This window comes from Citrobacter sp. RHBSTW-00017, assembly GCF_013797615.1.
Taxonomy (GTDB): Bacteria; Pseudomonadota; Gammaproteobacteria; order Enterobacterales; family Enterobacteriaceae; genus Citrobacter; species Citrobacter braakii.
On sequence record NZ_CP056899.1, the window covers coordinates 1,651,946 to 1,667,311 of the forward strand.

Annotated in this window: 19 protein-coding genes; all 19 read left to right on the forward strand. The window is 54.5% G+C overall.

The window, feature by feature from the left end; genetic code table 11:
* Nucleotides 1-172: 172 nt before the first annotated feature.
* Nucleotides 173-718: a terminase small subunit gene (locus HV037_RS08030; protein ID WP_000453624.1), complete on the forward strand. Its 546-nt coding sequence runs from the start codon at nucleotides 173-175 to the stop codon at nucleotides 716-718.
* On the forward strand, nucleotides 693-2,615 hold the full coding sequence (locus tag HV037_RS08035; protein ID WP_048231657.1) for a phage terminase large subunit family protein: 1,923 nt from the start codon (nucleotides 693-695) through the stop codon (nucleotides 2,613-2,615). Before HV037_RS08030 ends, HV037_RS08035 begins: the two co-directional genes overlap by 26 nt.
* Nucleotides 2,615-2,821: a gpW family protein gene (locus tag HV037_RS08040; RefSeq protein WP_003034782.1), complete on the forward strand. Its 207-nt coding sequence runs from the start codon at nucleotides 2,615-2,617 to the stop codon at nucleotides 2,819-2,821. The genes HV037_RS08035 and HV037_RS08040 overlap by 1 nt, the downstream gene beginning before the upstream one ends.
* Entirely contained in the window at nucleotides 2,818-4,410 is a 1,593-nt protein-coding gene (locus tag HV037_RS08045) for a phage portal protein (RefSeq protein ID WP_003826190.1), read from the forward strand. The genes HV037_RS08040 and HV037_RS08045 overlap by 4 nt, the downstream gene beginning before the upstream one ends.
* A complete protein-coding gene (locus tag HV037_RS08050) occupies nucleotides 4,391-5,728 on the forward strand; it encodes a S49 family peptidase (protein WP_181624269.1) in 1,338 nt (445 codons plus the stop codon). The genes HV037_RS08045 and HV037_RS08050 overlap by 20 nt, the downstream gene beginning before the upstream one ends.
* A gap of 9 nt (nucleotides 5,729-5,737) precedes the next feature.
* Nucleotides 5,738-6,070, forward strand: a complete 333-nt coding sequence (locus tag HV037_RS08055; protein ID WP_003826193.1) for a head decoration protein — start codon at nucleotides 5,738-5,740, stop codon at nucleotides 6,068-6,070.
* A 67-nt stretch (nucleotides 6,071-6,137) separates the two neighbouring features.
* Nucleotides 6,138-7,163 carry a major capsid protein gene (locus tag HV037_RS08060; RefSeq protein ID WP_103284335.1) on the forward strand — a complete coding sequence of 342 codons (1,026 nt, stop codon included), beginning with the start codon at nucleotides 6,138-6,140 and terminating at the stop codon, nucleotides 7,161-7,163.
* 45 nt (nucleotides 7,164-7,208) lie between these two features.
* The gene (gene gpFI, locus HV037_RS08065; RefSeq protein WP_048231661.1) at nucleotides 7,209-7,613 is read left to right on the forward strand and encodes a DNA-packaging protein FI; all 405 of its coding nucleotides are present in this window, start codon (nucleotides 7,209-7,211) and stop codon (nucleotides 7,611-7,613) included.
* A gap of 11 nt (nucleotides 7,614-7,624) precedes the next feature.
* Nucleotides 7,625-7,978: a head-tail joining protein gene (locus HV037_RS08070; protein ID WP_048231663.1), complete on the forward strand. Its 354-nt coding sequence runs from the start codon at nucleotides 7,625-7,627 to the stop codon at nucleotides 7,976-7,978.
* A 9-nt stretch (nucleotides 7,979-7,987) separates the two neighbouring features.
* Nucleotides 7,988-8,542, forward strand: a complete 555-nt coding sequence (locus HV037_RS08075; RefSeq protein ID WP_048231665.1) for a phage tail protein — start codon at nucleotides 7,988-7,990, stop codon at nucleotides 8,540-8,542.
* Nucleotides 8,539-8,937, forward strand: a complete 399-nt coding sequence (locus HV037_RS08080) for a phage minor tail U family protein (RefSeq protein WP_003826202.1) — start codon at nucleotides 8,539-8,541, stop codon at nucleotides 8,935-8,937. Before HV037_RS08075 ends, HV037_RS08080 begins: the two co-directional genes overlap by 4 nt.
* A gap of 7 nt (nucleotides 8,938-8,944) precedes the next feature.
* Nucleotides 8,945-9,682 carry a phage tail tube protein gene (locus tag HV037_RS08085; RefSeq protein WP_047722312.1) on the forward strand — a complete coding sequence of 246 codons (738 nt, stop codon included), beginning with the start codon at nucleotides 8,945-8,947 and terminating at the stop codon, nucleotides 9,680-9,682.
* A gap of 36 nt (nucleotides 9,683-9,718) precedes the next feature.
* Nucleotides 9,719-10,126 carry a phage minor tail protein G gene (locus HV037_RS08090; RefSeq protein WP_047722310.1) on the forward strand — a complete coding sequence of 136 codons (408 nt, stop codon included), beginning with the start codon at nucleotides 9,719-9,721 and terminating at the stop codon, nucleotides 10,124-10,126.
* 50 nt (nucleotides 10,127-10,176) lie between these two features.
* The gene (locus HV037_RS08095; protein ID WP_008322441.1) at nucleotides 10,177-10,455 is read left to right on the forward strand and encodes a phage tail assembly protein T; all 279 of its coding nucleotides are present in this window, start codon (nucleotides 10,177-10,179) and stop codon (nucleotides 10,453-10,455) included.
* Nucleotides 10,433-12,949, forward strand: coding sequence for a phage tail tape measure protein (locus HV037_RS08100; RefSeq protein WP_181624270.1), 2,517 nt, complete (start codon nucleotides 10,433-10,435; stop codon nucleotides 12,947-12,949). The genes HV037_RS08095 and HV037_RS08100 overlap by 23 nt, the downstream gene beginning before the upstream one ends.
* 3 nt (nucleotides 12,950-12,952) lie before the next feature.
* Nucleotides 12,953-13,300 (forward strand): phage tail protein, encoded by a 348-nt coding sequence (locus HV037_RS08105; protein WP_047722308.1) that lies wholly within the window; start codon nucleotides 12,953-12,955, stop codon nucleotides 13,298-13,300.
* Nucleotides 13,297-14,052 carry a phage minor tail protein L gene (locus HV037_RS08110; protein WP_047722307.1) on the forward strand — a complete coding sequence of 252 codons (756 nt, stop codon included), beginning with the start codon at nucleotides 13,297-13,299 and terminating at the stop codon, nucleotides 14,050-14,052. The genes HV037_RS08105 and HV037_RS08110 overlap by 4 nt, the downstream gene beginning before the upstream one ends.
* A gap of 1 nt (nucleotide 14,053) precedes the next feature.
* Nucleotides 14,054-14,767 carry a C40 family peptidase gene (locus HV037_RS08115; RefSeq protein ID WP_103284330.1) on the forward strand — a complete coding sequence of 238 codons (714 nt, stop codon included), beginning with the start codon at nucleotides 14,054-14,056 and terminating at the stop codon, nucleotides 14,765-14,767.
* A gap of 74 nt (nucleotides 14,768-14,841) precedes the next feature.
* A complete protein-coding gene (locus HV037_RS24550) occupies nucleotides 14,842-15,282 on the forward strand; it encodes a hypothetical protein (RefSeq protein WP_226999333.1) in 441 nt (146 codons plus the stop codon).
* Nucleotides 15,283-15,366: the final 84 nt, after the last annotated feature.

Here is a 15,366-nt window from a genome sequence, read left to right on the forward strand (position 1 = left end):
ATTCTCGCTATTTATGAAAATTTTCAGGCATTTGCCGTTTCCGTTCTTCTTCTCGCTAATCCATTGTTTTAACTGAAAACAACCCCTGAAAAGAAAGGAAACGATAAGCCTTAAAAACGGCTAAATAGCCAGAGGGCGTTTCCTTTCTCTGTTTTTGTGCATGGAGTGAGCTATGGAGGTCAACAAAAAGCGGCTTTCTGAAATATTTGGTGTCAGCGTGCGAACCATTCAGAACTGGCAGGATCAGGGAATGCCTGTAGCACGTGGCGGTGGAAAAGGTAATGAGGTCCTCTATGAATCTTCCGCGGCTATCGAATGGTATTCCGCACGCGACGCGGCGATTGAGAATGAGAAATTACGCAAGGAGGTGGAAGACCTTCGTCTTGCATCGGAATCCGATCTCCAGCCAGGTACGATTGACTATGAGCGTCACCGCCTTACCCGGGCGCAGGCAGACGCCCAGGAACTAAAAAATGCAAAAGATTCCGCTGAGGTGGTGGAAACCGCATTCTGCACGTTCGTGCTGTCGCGGATGGCCGGAGAAGTAGCCAGCATTCTTGATGGAGTTCCTCTGTCGGTTCAGCGGCGCTTCCCGGAGCTGGAAAACCGACATATTGATTTCCTGAAGAAGGACATCATTAAAGCCATGAACAAAGCAGCTGCGCTGGATGAAATAATACCGGGGTTGCTGAGTGAATATATCGAACAGTCAGGTTAAGGGGCTGCAGCACTCTGCGCGCGCGGGTCTACTTTCGCTGTACCGACCTGAGCCGCAAACGGCGGTTGAATGGGCAGACGATAATTACTATCTCCCCAAAGAGTCGGCCTACCAGGAAGGGCGCTGGGAAACGTTGCCGTTTCAACGCGCGATCATGAATGCGATGGGTAACGATTACATACGTGAGGTCAACGTTGTTAAGTCTGCCCGTGTTGGCTATTCAAAAATGTTGCTGGGTGTTTATGCGTATTTTATTCAGCACAAGCAGCGAAATTCCCTTATCTGGCTGCCTACTGATGGTGACGCCGAAAACTTTATGAAGTCGCATGTTGAGCCGACGATTCGCGATATTCCGTCACTTCTGGCGCTGGCCCCCTGGTATGGAAAAAAGCACCGGGACAATACGCTCAGTATGAAACGCTTCTCCAACGGTCGCGGGTTCTGGTGTCTGGGTGGTAAAGCGGCGAAAAACTATCGTGAGAAATCGGTCGATGTCGCCGGTTACGATGAACTGGCGGCATTCGATGAAGATATTGAGAAAGAGGGATCCCCGACGTTCCTGGGTGATAAACGTATTGAGGGGTCTGTCTGGCCCAAATCTATTCGCGGCTCAACGCCAAAAACAAAGGGGACCTGCCAGATTGAGCGTGCTGCCAGCGAGTCCGGGCATTTCATGCGTTTTCATGTTGCCTGTCCGCACTGTGGTGAAGAGCAGTACCTTAAATTCGGCGACAAAGAGACCCCGTTCGGGCTGAAATGGACACCGGGCGAACCCTCCAGCGTCTTTTACCTGTGTGAACATAATGCCTGCGTCATTAAGCAGCAGGAGCTGGATTTCACTGAAGCTCGTTACATCTGCGACACCACCGGGATCTGGACGCGCGACGGTTTATCCTGGTTTTCATCAACAGGCACCGAAATCGACCCGCCAGACAGCGTGACGTTTCACATCTGGACGGCATACAGCCCGTTTACCACCTGGGTTCAGATCGTTAAAGACTGGCTAAAAACGAAAGGGGATACAGGAAAGCGTAAAACCTTCGTGAACACCACTCTGGGCGAAACATGGGAGCCTAAAATTGGTGAACGGCCTGACGCGGAGCTCATGGCCGAACGCAAAGAGTTCTTCGGGGCATCCGTACCGGAGCGTGTTGCTTATCTGACAGCCGGGATCGACTCCCAACTGGATCGATATGAAATGCGCGTCTGGGGATGGGGACCCGGAGAGGAAAGCTGGCTGATTGACCGGCAAATCATTATGGGCCGTCATGATGATGAAGCGACCCTCGTCAGGGTGGACGAGGCGATTAACAAAACCTACCCCCGAAAGAATGGCGTGGAAATGTCGGTATCCCGTATCTGCTGGGATATCGGCGGTATTGACCCCACCATTGTCTACAATCGCTCAAAAAAGCATGGCCTGTTTCGCGTGATCCCGATTAAAGGGGCTTCCGTTTACGGCAAGCCCGTCGCGAATATGCCGCGTAAACGCAACAAGAACGGCGTTTATCTTACGGAAGTGGGTACTGATACCGCAAAGGAGCAGATTTATAACCGCTTCACACTTCAGCCGGAAGGGAGTGATCCTCTTGCCGGTGCCGTGCATTTCCCCAATAACCCCGAAATTTACGATCTGGCTGAGGCACAGCAGCTTACTGCTGAGGAGCAGGTTGAAAAATGGGTGGACGGGCGTAAGAAAATCGTCTGGGACAGCAAAAAGCGACGAAATGAGGCGCTGGACTGCTTCGTGTATGCGCTGGCGGCCCTGCGGATCAGTATTTCGCGATGGCAACTGAATCTTGATTCACTGCTCGCGAGCCTGCTGGAGGAAGAGGGGGGGCGGACCAATAACAAAACCCTGGCTGATTATGCCCGGGCATTATCTGGAGATGAATAATGGCGACACAGACTGATCTGGATGCCGCCCGTGCTGCGTTGCATGACCTCATGATGGGAAAGCGGGTGGCAACGGTGCAAAAAGACGGCCGGCGGGTTGAGTTCACTGCGACTTCAGTCAGTGACCTGAAGAAATACATTGCCGAACTTGAGTCACAGGTTGGCACCACTCCACGACGCCGGGGACCGGCAGGATTTTACGCATGAAAACACCTGCTTTGTTAGGACCGGACGGTAAAACCGCTCTGCGGGATTATGCCGGATACCATGGCGGTGCTGGTGGCTTTGGCGGTCAGCTCCGCGCCTGGAACCCACCGAGTGAAAGCGCAGATGCTGCGTTATTGCCTAATTTTTCCCGTGGTAACGCGCGCGCTGACGACCTGGTCCGCAATAACGGCTATGCGGCAAACGCGGTACAGCTCCATCAGGATCACATTGTCGGGTCATTTTTCCGGCTCAGTTATCGCCCCAGCTGGCGTTTTCTGGGCATTGGAGAGGAAGAGGCCCGGGCGTTCTCCCGTGAAGTTGAGGCGGCCTGGAAAGAATTTGCGGAGGATGATTGCTGCTGCATTGATGCGGAACGTAAGCGTACATTCACCATGATGATCCGCGAGGGTGTTTCCATGCATGCGTTTAACGGTGAGTTATGTGCACAGGCCACCTGGGACAGTGATTCCACGCGTCTTTTCCGCACACAGTTCAAAATGGTGAGCCCAAAACGCATCAGCAACCCCAATAATGCCGGAGACACGCGAAACTGCCGGGCAGGTGTCAGAACAAATGACAGTGGCGCCGCGCTGGGATATTACGTCAGCGAGGATGGCTATCCGGGGTGGATGGCGCAGAAGTGGACCTACATCCCGCGTGAACTGCCCGGCGGGCGGCCTTCCTTTATCCACGTGTTTGAACCCCTGGAAGATGGGCAGACACGCGGTGCCAACGTGTTTTACAGCGTCATGGAGCAAATGAAAATGCTCGATACGCTGCAGAATACGCAGCTCCAGAGCGCGATTGTCAAGGCGATGTATGCCGCCACGATTGAAAGTGAGCTGGATACGCAAACCGCGATGGACTTTATTCTCGGCTCAGACAGTAAAGAGCAGCAAAGCAAGATGACCGGCTGGCTGGGGGAGATGGCCTCGTACTATACCGCGGCGCCGGTTCGTCTCGGGGGCGCGAAGGTGCCGCATCTGATGCCGGGCGACTCCCTGAATCTTCAGTCAGCGCAGGACACTGACAACGGCTATTCGACGTTTGAACAATCTCTGCTGCGCTACATTGCTGCAGGGCTGGGGGTGTCGTATGAGCAACTCTCTCGCAACTATTCGCAGATGAGTTATTCCACCGCCCGCGCCAGTGCTAACGAGTCCTGGGCGTACTTTATGGGGCGTCGAAAATTTGTTGCCTCCCGCCAGGCCTGTCAGATGTTTTTATGCTGGCTGGAAGAGGCCATTGTTCGCCGCGTGGTGACATTACCGTCTAAAGCCCGGTTCAGTTTTCAGGAGGCGAGAAGCGCCTGGGGAAATGCTGACTGGATCGGCTCCGGGCGAATGGCCATTGACGGACTGAAGGAGGTGCAGGAGGCCGTCATGCTCATTGAGGCGGGGCTGAGCACCTATGAGAAGGAATGCGCCAAACGCGGGGAAGACTATCAGGAAATCTTTGCCCAGCAGGTTCGTGAAACGATGGAGCGCCGCGCTGCGGGACTTAAACCGCCAGCGTGGGCGGCTTCGGCCTTTGAGTCTGGACTGAAAAAATCGAATGAGGAGGGGACCGATGACGCCAGAGCTGCGTAATCTCCCGCACATTGCCAGTATGGCTTTCAATGAGCCGCTTTTACTTGAACCCGCCTATGCGCGGGTTTTCTTTTGCGCGCTCGCTGGTCAGTTAGGTATCACCCGTCTGACCGACACCGTGTCGGGCGTTACGCTTGGCGCAGAGCAGATGGCTGAACCGCTGGAACTCTTTGGTGATGATGAGGAAATGGGGCCAAAGCCGGCGCGAAGCTACCAGATCACTGATGGTATCGCGGTGCTGCCTGTTTCCGGGACGCTGGTCAGTAAAACCCGCTCACTCCAGCCGTATTCGGGGATGACGGGGTACAACGGCATCATCGCGCGCCTCCAGCAGGCCATAAGTGACCCGGGTGTAGACGGCATTCTTCTGGATATGGATACGCCAGGTGGAATGGTGGCGGGTGCTTTTGACTGTGCGGACATCATCGCCCGCATGCGGGATATCAAACCCATATGGGCGTTAGCCAACGATATGAACTGCAGCGCTGGCCAGCTGATTGCCAGTGCGGCATCGCGTCGGCTTGTGACGCAGACGGCCAGAACGGGATCCATCGGGGTCATGATGGCCCACAGCAATTACGGCGCCGCCCTTAAAACCAGCGGCGTTGAGGTCACGTTGATTTACAGCGGCGATCACAAGGTGGACGGGAACCCCTACGAGAAATTACCCAAAGAGGTACGTGCAGATTTTCAGGCGCGTATCGACGCTACCCGGCAGATGTTCGCTGAAAAGGTGGCGGGTTATACCGGCATGTCGGTTCAGGCCGTTCTTGATACTGAAGCAGCTGTGTTTTCAGGCCAGGAATCAGTAGACAACGGCCTGGCGGAGCAACTGGTCAACAACATGGATGCGCTGAACGTTATGCGCGATGCAATTAACAAACGAACGATGATTTCCCGAGGAGGAAGCATGAAAGGTACTACTGCATCCGCAGATACCACTCAACCAGCAGCATCTGCTGACCAGACTGTGACCACCGTTGACGTGCCTGCTGCGGTCGTTACTGACCCTGCAGCGGGTGCAACTGTTGATATCAGCAGCCAGCTGGCAGCGGCGGTCGCAGCCGAAAACGGTCGCATTATGGGGATCCTGAACTGTGAAGAGGCGAAAGGGCGTGAATCACAGGCGCGCGCGCTGGCGGAAACGCCAGGGATGACGGTGGAAAGTGCCCAGCGCATCCTTGCCGCGGCTCCTCAGAGTGCCCAGGCGCGTACGGATACCGCGCTGGATCGTCTGATGGAAACCGCACCCGGCACCGTAACGGCAGGTAGCGCTTCTGCCGAAGCGGGTGACGATTTGTTAAATACGCCTGTATAAGAGGTCAATATGTCTAACACTGAACAATTTACGCACAATCAGCCCCTCGGGAACAGTGATCCGGCGCATACCGGTTTTGCACCTGGTGAACTGACGAAAGCAGTACCGGCGATGACACCCCTGATGCTGGATGCCACTTCCGGCAAGCTGACCGTCTGGGATGGCCAGCATGCTGGGGCTGCCTGTGGCGTTCTGGCGGTGTCTGCCGACCAGAGCAGCACTGAGCTGGCATTCTATAAGTCCGGCTCTTTCCGTATTGAAGATGTGCTCTGGCCGGATGCGGTGACGGATGAACACATCAAACGCAACGCATTCGCAGGTACAGCCATCAGTATCGTCTGACATCCGACTTAACACTAACCATCATCCACAGAAGCCGCCATCGCGGCTTTTTTTACGGGAAACATCTATGTCAATTTACACAACGGCCCAACTGCTGGCGGTCAATGAGAAGAAATTCAAATTCGATCCGCTTTTCCTGCGTATCTTCTTCCGTGAAAGCTACCCCTTCAGCACCGAGAAGGTGTATCTGTCGCAAATCCCGGGCATGGTCAACATGGCGCTGTACGTCTCTCCTGTTATTTCCGGCAAGGTTATCCGCTCCCGCGGCGGCGCAACGTCAGAGTTTACGCCGGGTTACGTCAAACCCAAGCACGAGGTAAACCCACAGATGACGCTGCGTCGCCTGCCGGATGAAGATCCGCAAAATCTGGCTGACCCGGCCTACCGCCGCCGTCGCATTATCCTGCAGAACATGAAGGATGAGGAGCTGGCGATTGCCCAGGTGGAAGAGAAACAGGCGGTGGCTGCTGTCCTCAACGGTAAATACACCATGACCGGCGAAGCGTTTGAACCGGTTGAGGTGGATATGGGACGCAGTGCCGGAAACAACATAATCCAGGCAGGTGCTGCGGCATGGAGCACCCGCGACAAAGAAACCTATGACCCCACTGACGATATTGAAACCTATGCGCTGAACGCCAGCGGCGTGGTCAATATTATCGTCTTTGATCCGAAGGGCTGGGCGTTGTTCCGTTCATTCAAATCGGTAAAAGAGAAGCTCGACACCCGTCGCGGTTCTAACTCTGAACTGGAAACGGCCCTGAAGGATCTGGGTGAAGCGGTCTCCTATAAGGGAATGTATGGCGATGTGGCCATTGTCGTCTACTCCGGGCAATACATTGAAGACGACACCAAAAAGAACTACCTGCCGGATTTGAGCATGGTGCTGGGTAATACCCAGGCCCGCGGCTTGCGCACCTACGGCTGCATTCAGGATGTGGATGCCCAGCGTGAAGGCATTAACGCTTCCACGCGTTATCCGAAAAACTGGGTACAGACAGGCGATCCGGCGCGTGAGTTCACCATGATCCAGTCTGCACCACTGATGCTGCTGGCTGACCCGGATGCGTTCGTGTCTGTCAAACTCGCCTGATGTCCATTCTGTGGCCCTGCGGGGCCCTGTTCCGGAGTTGTTCTTATGACAGAAAAAGAAAAGTTGATTGCGCGGCTTAATGAGCTTGGCGCGCAGCTTGGTCGGGAAGTGAATACCAGTGGCACCATTCAGGAGCTCTCTATGCGCATTGCAGAGCTGGAGGAAGAACTGAATGACGGCACTGATACCGATAGTGTTGAAAATGGTGGCGTAAGTGATGGTAGTGCATCCACCGGCGCCGCAGAACCCGTGCCGCCAGTGGATACTGTGTTAAGCGGCAGAACAGATAGCGCGCTGATGGCCGTCGAAACGCTGGCCACGCTGCACATTGAGGCGCTGCACGCGACCCGCGATGAACGGGTATCTATTGTGGAAGCGGGTACCGTGATCCGCGTGACACAAGCGGATGCGGACAGCCTGGTTGCACTCGGACTGGTCCGCGAGTACTAGCAGGGGGCTGTGTGGCTGATTTCGATAACCTTTTTGATGCTGCAATAACACAGGCCGATGACACTATTCGGCAGGTTATGGGGACTTCTGCAACGGTAACGTCCGGCGCGATTTCTGGCGTCACGTTGAGTGGTGTTTTCGATGATCCGGAAAATATCGGTTACGCCACACCCGGCATCCGTGTCGAGGGGACCAGCCCGTCGTTGTTTGTGAAATCAGCAACGATTGGGCAGCTGGCGCGGCTGGACACGCTGGATATTAACGGAAAACCTTTCTGGGTTGATCGTATTGGTCCTGATGACTGTGGCTCCTGCCATATCTGGCTTGGTACGGGTTCTCCTCCCGCAGCGACCCGGCGCCGTTAAGGGAAAACTATGTCTTTAAAAGGGCTTGAACAGGCTATAGCAAACCTGAACAGCATCAGCAATACGGCGGTTCCGCGGGCCTCGGCGCAGGCTGTTAACCGTGTCGCCACCCGGGCAGTCAGCCGAAGCGTTGCAGTTGTCTCGAAAGATACGCGGGTGCCACGCAAGCTGGTAAAACAACGCGCGAGGATAAAACGCGCCACGGCGAAAAAGCCGATGGCAATGATCCGCGTGAACCGGGGCAACCTGCCCGCGATAAAGCTCGGTACCGCCAGCGTACGGTTATCCCGCAGAAAACGGGACAAAAACGGGGCCAATAGTGTGTTGCGTATTGGCCCTTTTCGTTTCCCCGGGGCCTTTATTCAACAACTGGAAAATGGTCGCTGGCATGTGATGCGACGGACATCCAGACCCCGCTATCCGATCGAAGTGGTCAGCATTCCACTGGCAGCGCCACTGACGACCGCATTTAAAGATGAGCTGCCGAAGCTCATGGAATCGGATATGCCTAAAGAACTTCGGGCATCCCTTAAAAACCAACTCAGGCTGATTCTGAAACGATGAAACACACTGATATTAGAAAGGCGATTATTGATGCGCTGGAGAGCCATATTGGTAAAGACGCACTCTATTTTGACGGACGTCCAGCGGTACTGGAGGAGGGGGATTTTCCGGCGGTCGCTGTCTTCCTGACGGATGCCGGGTATACCGGCGAAGAACTGGATGCTGATATCTGGCAGGCCACGCTGCATATCGAAATCTTTTTACCGGCGCAGGTACCCGATTCCGAGCTCGATGACTGGATGGAGTCACGTATTTATCCGGTGCTTGGCAATGTGCCAGGACTTTCCCTCCTGATCAATAACATGGTGCAGCAGGGATATGACTACCAGCGCGATGACGATCTTGGGCTCTGGAGTTCGGCTGATCTGAAATATTCCATTACTTACGAAATGTGAGGACGTAATGACAACACCAAACCCACTGGCGCCGGTAAAGGGTGCCACCACCACGCTCTGGATTTATTCCGGATCGGGCAACCCATTTGCCAACCCATTATCGGATGTTGACTGGACGCGCCTGGCGAAGATTAAAGACCTGCAGCCCGGCGAACTGACTGCCGAATCAAACGATGATACTTACCTGGATGACGAAGACGCCGACTGGACTGCTACCGCACAGGGGCAGAAATCGGCGGGGGAGGCCAGTTTTACGCTGGCCTGGAAACCTGCCGAGAGCGGGCAGCAGGATCTGGTTCGCTGGTTTGATGACGGTACCGTGCTGGCGTACAAAATCAAATACCCGAATGGCGCCGTCGATGTGTTCCGTGGCTGGGTAAGCAGCCTGGGTAAAACGGTGACGGCAAAAGACACCATTACCCGTTCTGTCAAAATCAGCAACAACGGCAAGCCAGGCCTTGCTGAAGACAGCGCTGCTGCAGCGATTGCCGTAACCGGCGTCAGCCTGGATAAATCGACCGCCACCGTTGCAGTTGCTGCCACCACCACGCTGACTGTCACCGTGGCACCAGCCAGCGCAAGCGATCAATCTTTCCGGGCCACCACCACGGATGCGGGTAAAGCCACGGTGACTGTCGCCGGTACGGTGCTGACGGTAACCGGCATTGCCGCCGGAATCGCCGACATAATCGTGATGACCAACGACGGGCTTTTTGTCGCGACCTGTAAAGTCACCGTTTCATAACTTCCGGGGCAGTGGCCCCGCTTTCCGGAGTAACCCATGTTTTTAAAAAGTGAACCGTTCGAACGTAACGGTAATACAGTCACGCTCTACGAGCTGTCGGCACTGCAGCGTATTGAGCATCTTGAACACCTGAAGGCGCTGGAAAGTATCACCGATGCCGACATGCAGGCGGCGATGGATATGACGATTAAATCCGGCGCACTGCTGGTGGCCATGTCTTTATGGCATGGCCACCCTCTGAAAGGGACGCACCAAACGCCGAAAGAAGACGTTGAGCAGATCCAGAATGAAGTGCTGATGACCTGGCCGCTGGAGATTGTTTCCGCTGCAGAGTACAGCGTGAAGCTGCTGTCCGGCATGGTGCCGCAGCAGGAAGCGAATGATCCGGAGGATGTAGCTGTAACTGAGCCGGTCAGTCTGGAAAAGTCCTCGCCAGTGAGCTGACATTCGTCCTGAAACTGGCGCGTGAATTTCGCCGCCCGGACTGGCGCGCCATGCTTGCTGGTATGTCGTCAACGGAATACGCCGACTGGCGAACGTTCTACCAGGACAATTTTTTTAATGATGTGCAACTGGATGCGCATTTTTCCTCGCTGATGCATATCGTCATTACCGCGCTTGACCCCAAAACTACATCAACCCCTGCCAGCTTCAGCCTTCTTTCACCTTCTGCGGAGGATATTGCCGACGATGAACCCGGTGATGCTGTGCTGATGGCAAAGGCCGAGGGCATTTCAGGAGGTGTTCGCTATGGCCCAGACGGCAGTGGGTGACCTGGTCGTTAACCTTGACGTTAATTCGTCAAAGTTCAACGAGCAGATGGAGTACGTAAAAAGGCAGTTTAAGCAGACGGGTGACGCAGCGAATGACTCTGCTCTGAAGGTGCAGCAGTCATTTACCCGCCAGGAGAGCGCGGCGAAGAAGGCCGGTATTTCAGTCGGCCAGTACAACGCGGCGATGCGTATGCTGCCTGCGCAGTTTGCGGATATCGCCACCCAGCTGGCCGGTGGGCAGAGTCCGTGGCTTATCCTGCTGCAGCAGGGTGGTCAGGTGAAAGACTCCTTCGGCGGTATTATTCCGACCTTTCGGGCGTTGCTGGGCACCATATCGCCGGTGATGGTAGGTGTTGGCGCGCTGGCTGCCGCCACTGGAGCGGTGGTTTACGCCTGGTATCAGGGCTCGTCCACGCTGTCTGATTTCAACAAAACGCTGGTCCTGTCCGGTAACACTGCCGGGCTGACCTCAAACCGCATGCTGGTGCTGGCGAAATCCGGCGAGCAGGCGGGACTCACGTTTAACCAGACCAGCAGCGCGCTGACGGAGCTGGTCAACGCCGGAGTGCGTGCCGGTGCCCGGTTCGATGAGATGAGTCAGGCGGTAGCGAAATTTACCGATGCGTCGGGTGTGCCGGTCGATAAGGTGGCGGCGGCATTCGGCAAACTGACGAACGATCCGACCTCTGGTCTGATTGCCATGGCGCAGCAGTTCCACAACGTTACCGCGGAACAGATTGCTTATGTGGCGCAACTGCAACGCGCCGGTGATGAAGCAGGGGCGCTGCAGGCAGCTAATGATGCGGCGACGAACGGTTTTCGTGAGCAGACAAAGAGCCTGCGCGACAATATGGGGTCGATTGAGTCTGCTGCTGACAGCCTGAAGCGTGCCTTTAAATCGATGTGGGATGCGGCGCTCGATATCGGGCGGCCTGATACCACGCAGGAGATGGTTGCCAAAGCGGAAGAGGCCTTTAAGCGGGCGGATGAAATCTGGAATCTGCGTAAAGGTGATGGTTATGTCAATGATGATGCGCGCGCCAGCTACTGGAACGATCGGGAGTCTGCCCGCATTGCACTGGAAATGGCTCAGCAGCAGGCCAGTGTGGCAAAGGCAACTGAGGATAACGCCGCCCGCGAGGCAGTGATTGAATCTGACCGCCAGAAGTATGCCGCGCAGGCGCAGGCTGCATATTCAAAGACCGAATCAGCTTTGGATAAATTTACGGCAAAACAGAAAGAATATAATCAGGCCATCAAAGACGGACGTATCCTCCAGGCTGATTACAACATTCTGATGGCAGCCGCTAAGAAGGAATACGACGACTCGCTGAAGAAGCCTAAAAAACCGTCAGCAGTGAAAACGCCAGCAGGCGTGAAAAGTGTCGATACTGCCAGCGCGCAGACGCTGGAGCTGGAGGCGCAGTTACGCACTCTGCAGGAGCATAAGAGCATCACTGATACCATCAGCCAGCAGCGGCAGGAATTGTGGAAACAACAATCCCGCTTTTCGGTGCTGGAAGAGGCCGCCAAAAAGCGCGCGCTGACCGCCGATGAAAAATCGGTGCTGGCGAACAAAGACGAGGTACTGGCGCGGGCCGAAGTGAATGCCCGGCTGGGCGATCAGATTGTTGCCCAGGAACGGTTAAACCGCCTGCAGGACAGCTCGCAGAAGTACGTTACCCAGATTGGGGAGAAGACCCGAGCGCTGGTGGCCGGTGGCAGCATGAGTAGCCGCGGCGCGCAGCGGCAAAACGAAGAGGCACAGCTGCGGCAGGGCTGGATGAATGCCGGTGGTACGGACACCGATCAGGGTTATCAGAACGAACTGGATGCACTGAAGAAATATTATGCCGCACAGGACGAGCTCCGCGGCAACTGGAAGGCTGGGGCGAAATCAGCGTGGGCTGACTATGCCGATTCAGCAGCTGATGCCTATGGTTCGATGAAGTCCGCTGCTTCAGCCACATTCGATGGTATCAGCCAGAATATGGCCGATATGCTGACGACAGGGAAAGCAAACTGGGCAGATTTCACCCGTTCCACGTTGTCGATGCTGACGCAAATCCTGATGAAGCAGGCCATGGTTGGACTTGTCGATTCGGCAACCTCCTGGCTCGGCTATGCCACAGGCGGATACACCGGCTCTGGTGGTAAGTATGAGCCAGCGGGTGTGGTTCACCGCGGCGAGTTTGTCTTTACGCAGGAAGCCACCAACCGAATCGGTGTCGGCAACCTTTATCGCATGATGCGCGGTTATGCGACTGGTGGCCTAGTCGGGGGGAGTGGCGCTGGCGTTGCTTCTCCTTTTGGTGTCAGCGTGTATGCGCCGGTTTCGGTTACAACAGGCCAGGGGGATTCCGGTCAACAGAAAGGAAGCGGCGATGCGCTGGGGAAAGCCTATCAGCAGGTGATCAACAGCTCCATCAGGGAAGGTATCACCAGAGAAGTCCGGCCAGGTGGCATCATCTGGAATGCAACAAAACAGAGGTAAGCAATGGCGATCGAGCATTTTGCATGGCGGATTAAAGCATCCAGCCAGCCGACCCTGAAAAGTAAGGATGCCGTCCGCACGGCACAGTTTGGTGATGGCTATAAGCAGGTGTCAGGTGCCGGGATGAATGATGAAACGTTCAGTTATGAGTTTTCATTTACCGGCAAACCGCAAACCGTCCGGGATATTTATGCTTTCCTGCGGCGCCATAAGACGAAATCCTTTTCGTTTACCCCGCCAGGCGGTGATCTTGCGCTGTGGCGTGTTGAGGCAGACAGCCTGCAGCGCGTCACCAAAAGTAAAACGGTGGAAACCGTATCAGCCACCTTTGAACAGGCGTTTGCACCATGAGCTTAAACAGTGATTATCAGAAACTTGAGCCGGGCAATGTTGTCCGGCTTTTTGATGTCGATGGCACCGCATTTGGTGTTTCCGACGTTCTCCGCTTCCACGCCTACAACATTGCCCACACTCCCGATGAAATTGCCGCTGCTGGTGGAGATGACAATAAGCTACCGGCGAAATCGATCTGGTGGCAGGGGCAGGAATATAAAGCCTGGCCCTGCCAGATCGAGGGTATTGAGACGGCGACCGACGGGACCAGCGCGCAGCCGACGCTGTCGGTCGCTAACCTGGATAGTTCCATTACGGCGCTGTGTCTTGCTTATGATGACCTGCTGCAGGCAAAGGTCACGATTCATGACACGCTGGCGCAGTATCTGGATGCGAAAAACTATCCGGATGGCAACCCGTCTGCGGATCCGCAGCAGGAAAAGCTGAAGGTGTTTTACATTGATGCCAAGAGCACTGAAACCAACGAAGTGGTGGCGTTTACGTTGTCCAGTCCAATGGACCTGCAGGGGCTGATGATCCCGACGCGCCAGCTACATTCGCTTTGTACCTGGTGCATCTGTAACAAATACCGCTCCGGTGATGGATGTGACTATGCCGGAACGCGTTATTTCGACAAACACAACAACCCGGTTAACGATCCATCGCTCGATGAATGCCCCGGTACACTCACTGCGTGCAAGTTGAGACATGGCGAGGGGAATGAGTTGCCGTTCGGTGGTTTCCCTGGCACATCCCTGATCAGGAGCTGATATGCGTCAGAAAATTATCGACGCCATTATGGCGCATGCTGCTGCTGAATATCCGCGCGAATGCTGCGGCGTAGTGGTGCAAAAAAGCAGGGTGCAGCGGTACATTCCCTGCCGTAATCTGGCAACCGATCCGACAGAGCATTTCCACCTGTCGCCGGAAGATTACGCCGCTGCCGAAGACTGGGGAACAGTGATTGCCATTGTCCACAGCCACCCGGATGCCACGACGCAGGCGAGCGAACTGGATAAGGCTCAGTGCGACGCTACACTGCTTCCGTGGCATATCGTCAGTTGGCCAGAAGGGGATTTACGCACCATTCAGCCGCGGGGCGAGCTGCCGCTACTGGAGCGCCCGTTTGTGCTCGGTCACTTCGATTGTTGGGGGCTGGTGATGAGCTATTTCCGGCAAACGCACGGCATTGAGCTGACGGATTACCGCGTGGATTATCCCTGGTGGGAAGACAGTTATCCCGAAAACTTCTACCACGATTGCTGGTATGAATGCGGATTCCGTGAATTCAGTGGCGTACCGCAGCCAGGTGATATGGTTATCATGCAGGTCCAGGCTAATAAGTGGAACCATGCAGGGATCCTGCTGGAAGGCAATATGCTGCTACACCATCTTTACGGGCACCTAAGTCAGCGTGTACCCTACGGAGGTTATTGGCGGGAGAGAACGATGAAAATCTTGCGTTTTAAAACTCTTCTAGGTTGATGAGTTGTTAATGATTTTTGCAATTCCTGCCTGCTTATTACTCTTGAATTTAATGATAAACATAGGGAATATTAATGTTTAAAGGTATGGCAGTATCTCTGTTAGCTTTATTTACTTTGAGCGGTTGCGCAAATCAAGAGGCCATCAAAAAACACACTGCATCTGGTAAACCTGAAGCAGAATATCCGGGGAAAACAAAAGAACAGGTCAAAGACGCATTAATTTCTTATTGCAATCAAAAAGGACTGTCAGTATTTGAATCTACCGACTCTTTGGTAATCTGTGGTAAACCTGCTGATAGTGTATTAGCACAAATGCTTGTGGGGAATTCATACTCGACCCCAGCAATGGCGAAAATTAGATTTACTATTGCTTCAGTTAATAACGCACCGAAAGTATGGAGTGATATGTGGATTGAAAGCCAAATGCCTGGTGGGCAAGTGAATCAAGTTCCGTCGAAAAATAATACTGACATTAACTCAGTGCAAAATATGCTTGACAACCTAAATCCTTAAGAATCACCACCCATTCGAAACCCACTATACGGTGGGTTTTTAATTGGCTTTGGCTGAGTTGCTTTGAGGTAGGTTTATGCTTGA

Bases quoted from the DNA above. Each gene is read 5' to 3' on its own strand.
- HV037_RS08030 (WP_000453624.1), top strand. From the start codon at position 173: ATGGAGGTCAACAAAAAGCGGCTTTCTGAAATATTTGGTGTCAGCGTG.
- HV037_RS08040 (WP_003034782.1), top strand. From the start codon at position 2,615: ATGGCGACACAGACTGATCTGGATGCCGCCCGTGCTGCGTTGCATGAC.
- HV037_RS08045 (WP_003826190.1), top strand. From the start codon at position 2,818: ATGAAAACACCTGCTTTGTTAGGACCGGACGGTAAAACCGCTCTGCGG.
- HV037_RS08050 (WP_181624269.1), top strand. From the start codon at position 4,391: ATGACGCCAGAGCTGCGTAATCTCCCGCACATTGCCAGTATGGCTTTC.
- HV037_RS08055 (WP_003826193.1), top strand. From the start codon at position 5,738: ATGTCTAACACTGAACAATTTACGCACAATCAGCCCCTCGGGAACAGT.
- HV037_RS08060 (WP_103284335.1), top strand. From the start codon at position 6,138: ATGTCAATTTACACAACGGCCCAACTGCTGGCGGTCAATGAGAAGAAA.
- gpFI (WP_048231661.1), top strand. From the start codon at position 7,209: ATGACAGAAAAAGAAAAGTTGATTGCGCGGCTTAATGAGCTTGGCGCG.
- HV037_RS08075 (WP_048231665.1), top strand. From the start codon at position 7,988: ATGTCTTTAAAAGGGCTTGAACAGGCTATAGCAAACCTGAACAGCATC.
- HV037_RS08080 (WP_003826202.1), top strand. From the start codon at position 8,539: ATGAAACACACTGATATTAGAAAGGCGATTATTGATGCGCTGGAGAGC.
- HV037_RS08085 (WP_047722312.1), top strand. From the start codon at position 8,945: ATGACAACACCAAACCCACTGGCGCCGGTAAAGGGTGCCACCACCACG.
- HV037_RS08090 (WP_047722310.1), top strand. From the start codon at position 9,719: ATGTTTTTAAAAAGTGAACCGTTCGAACGTAACGGTAATACAGTCACG.
- HV037_RS08095 (WP_008322441.1), top strand. From the start codon at position 10,177: ATGCTTGCTGGTATGTCGTCAACGGAATACGCCGACTGGCGAACGTTC.
- HV037_RS08100 (WP_181624270.1), top strand. From the start codon at position 10,433: ATGGCCCAGACGGCAGTGGGTGACCTGGTCGTTAACCTTGACGTTAAT.
- HV037_RS08105 (WP_047722308.1), top strand. From the start codon at position 12,953: ATGGCGATCGAGCATTTTGCATGGCGGATTAAAGCATCCAGCCAGCCG.
- HV037_RS08110 (WP_047722307.1), top strand. From the start codon at position 13,297: ATGAGCTTAAACAGTGATTATCAGAAACTTGAGCCGGGCAATGTTGTC.
- HV037_RS08115 (WP_103284330.1), top strand. From the start codon at position 14,054: ATGCGTCAGAAAATTATCGACGCCATTATGGCGCATGCTGCTGCTGAA.
- HV037_RS24550 (WP_226999333.1), top strand. From the start codon at position 14,842: ATGTTTAAAGGTATGGCAGTATCTCTGTTAGCTTTATTTACTTTGAGC.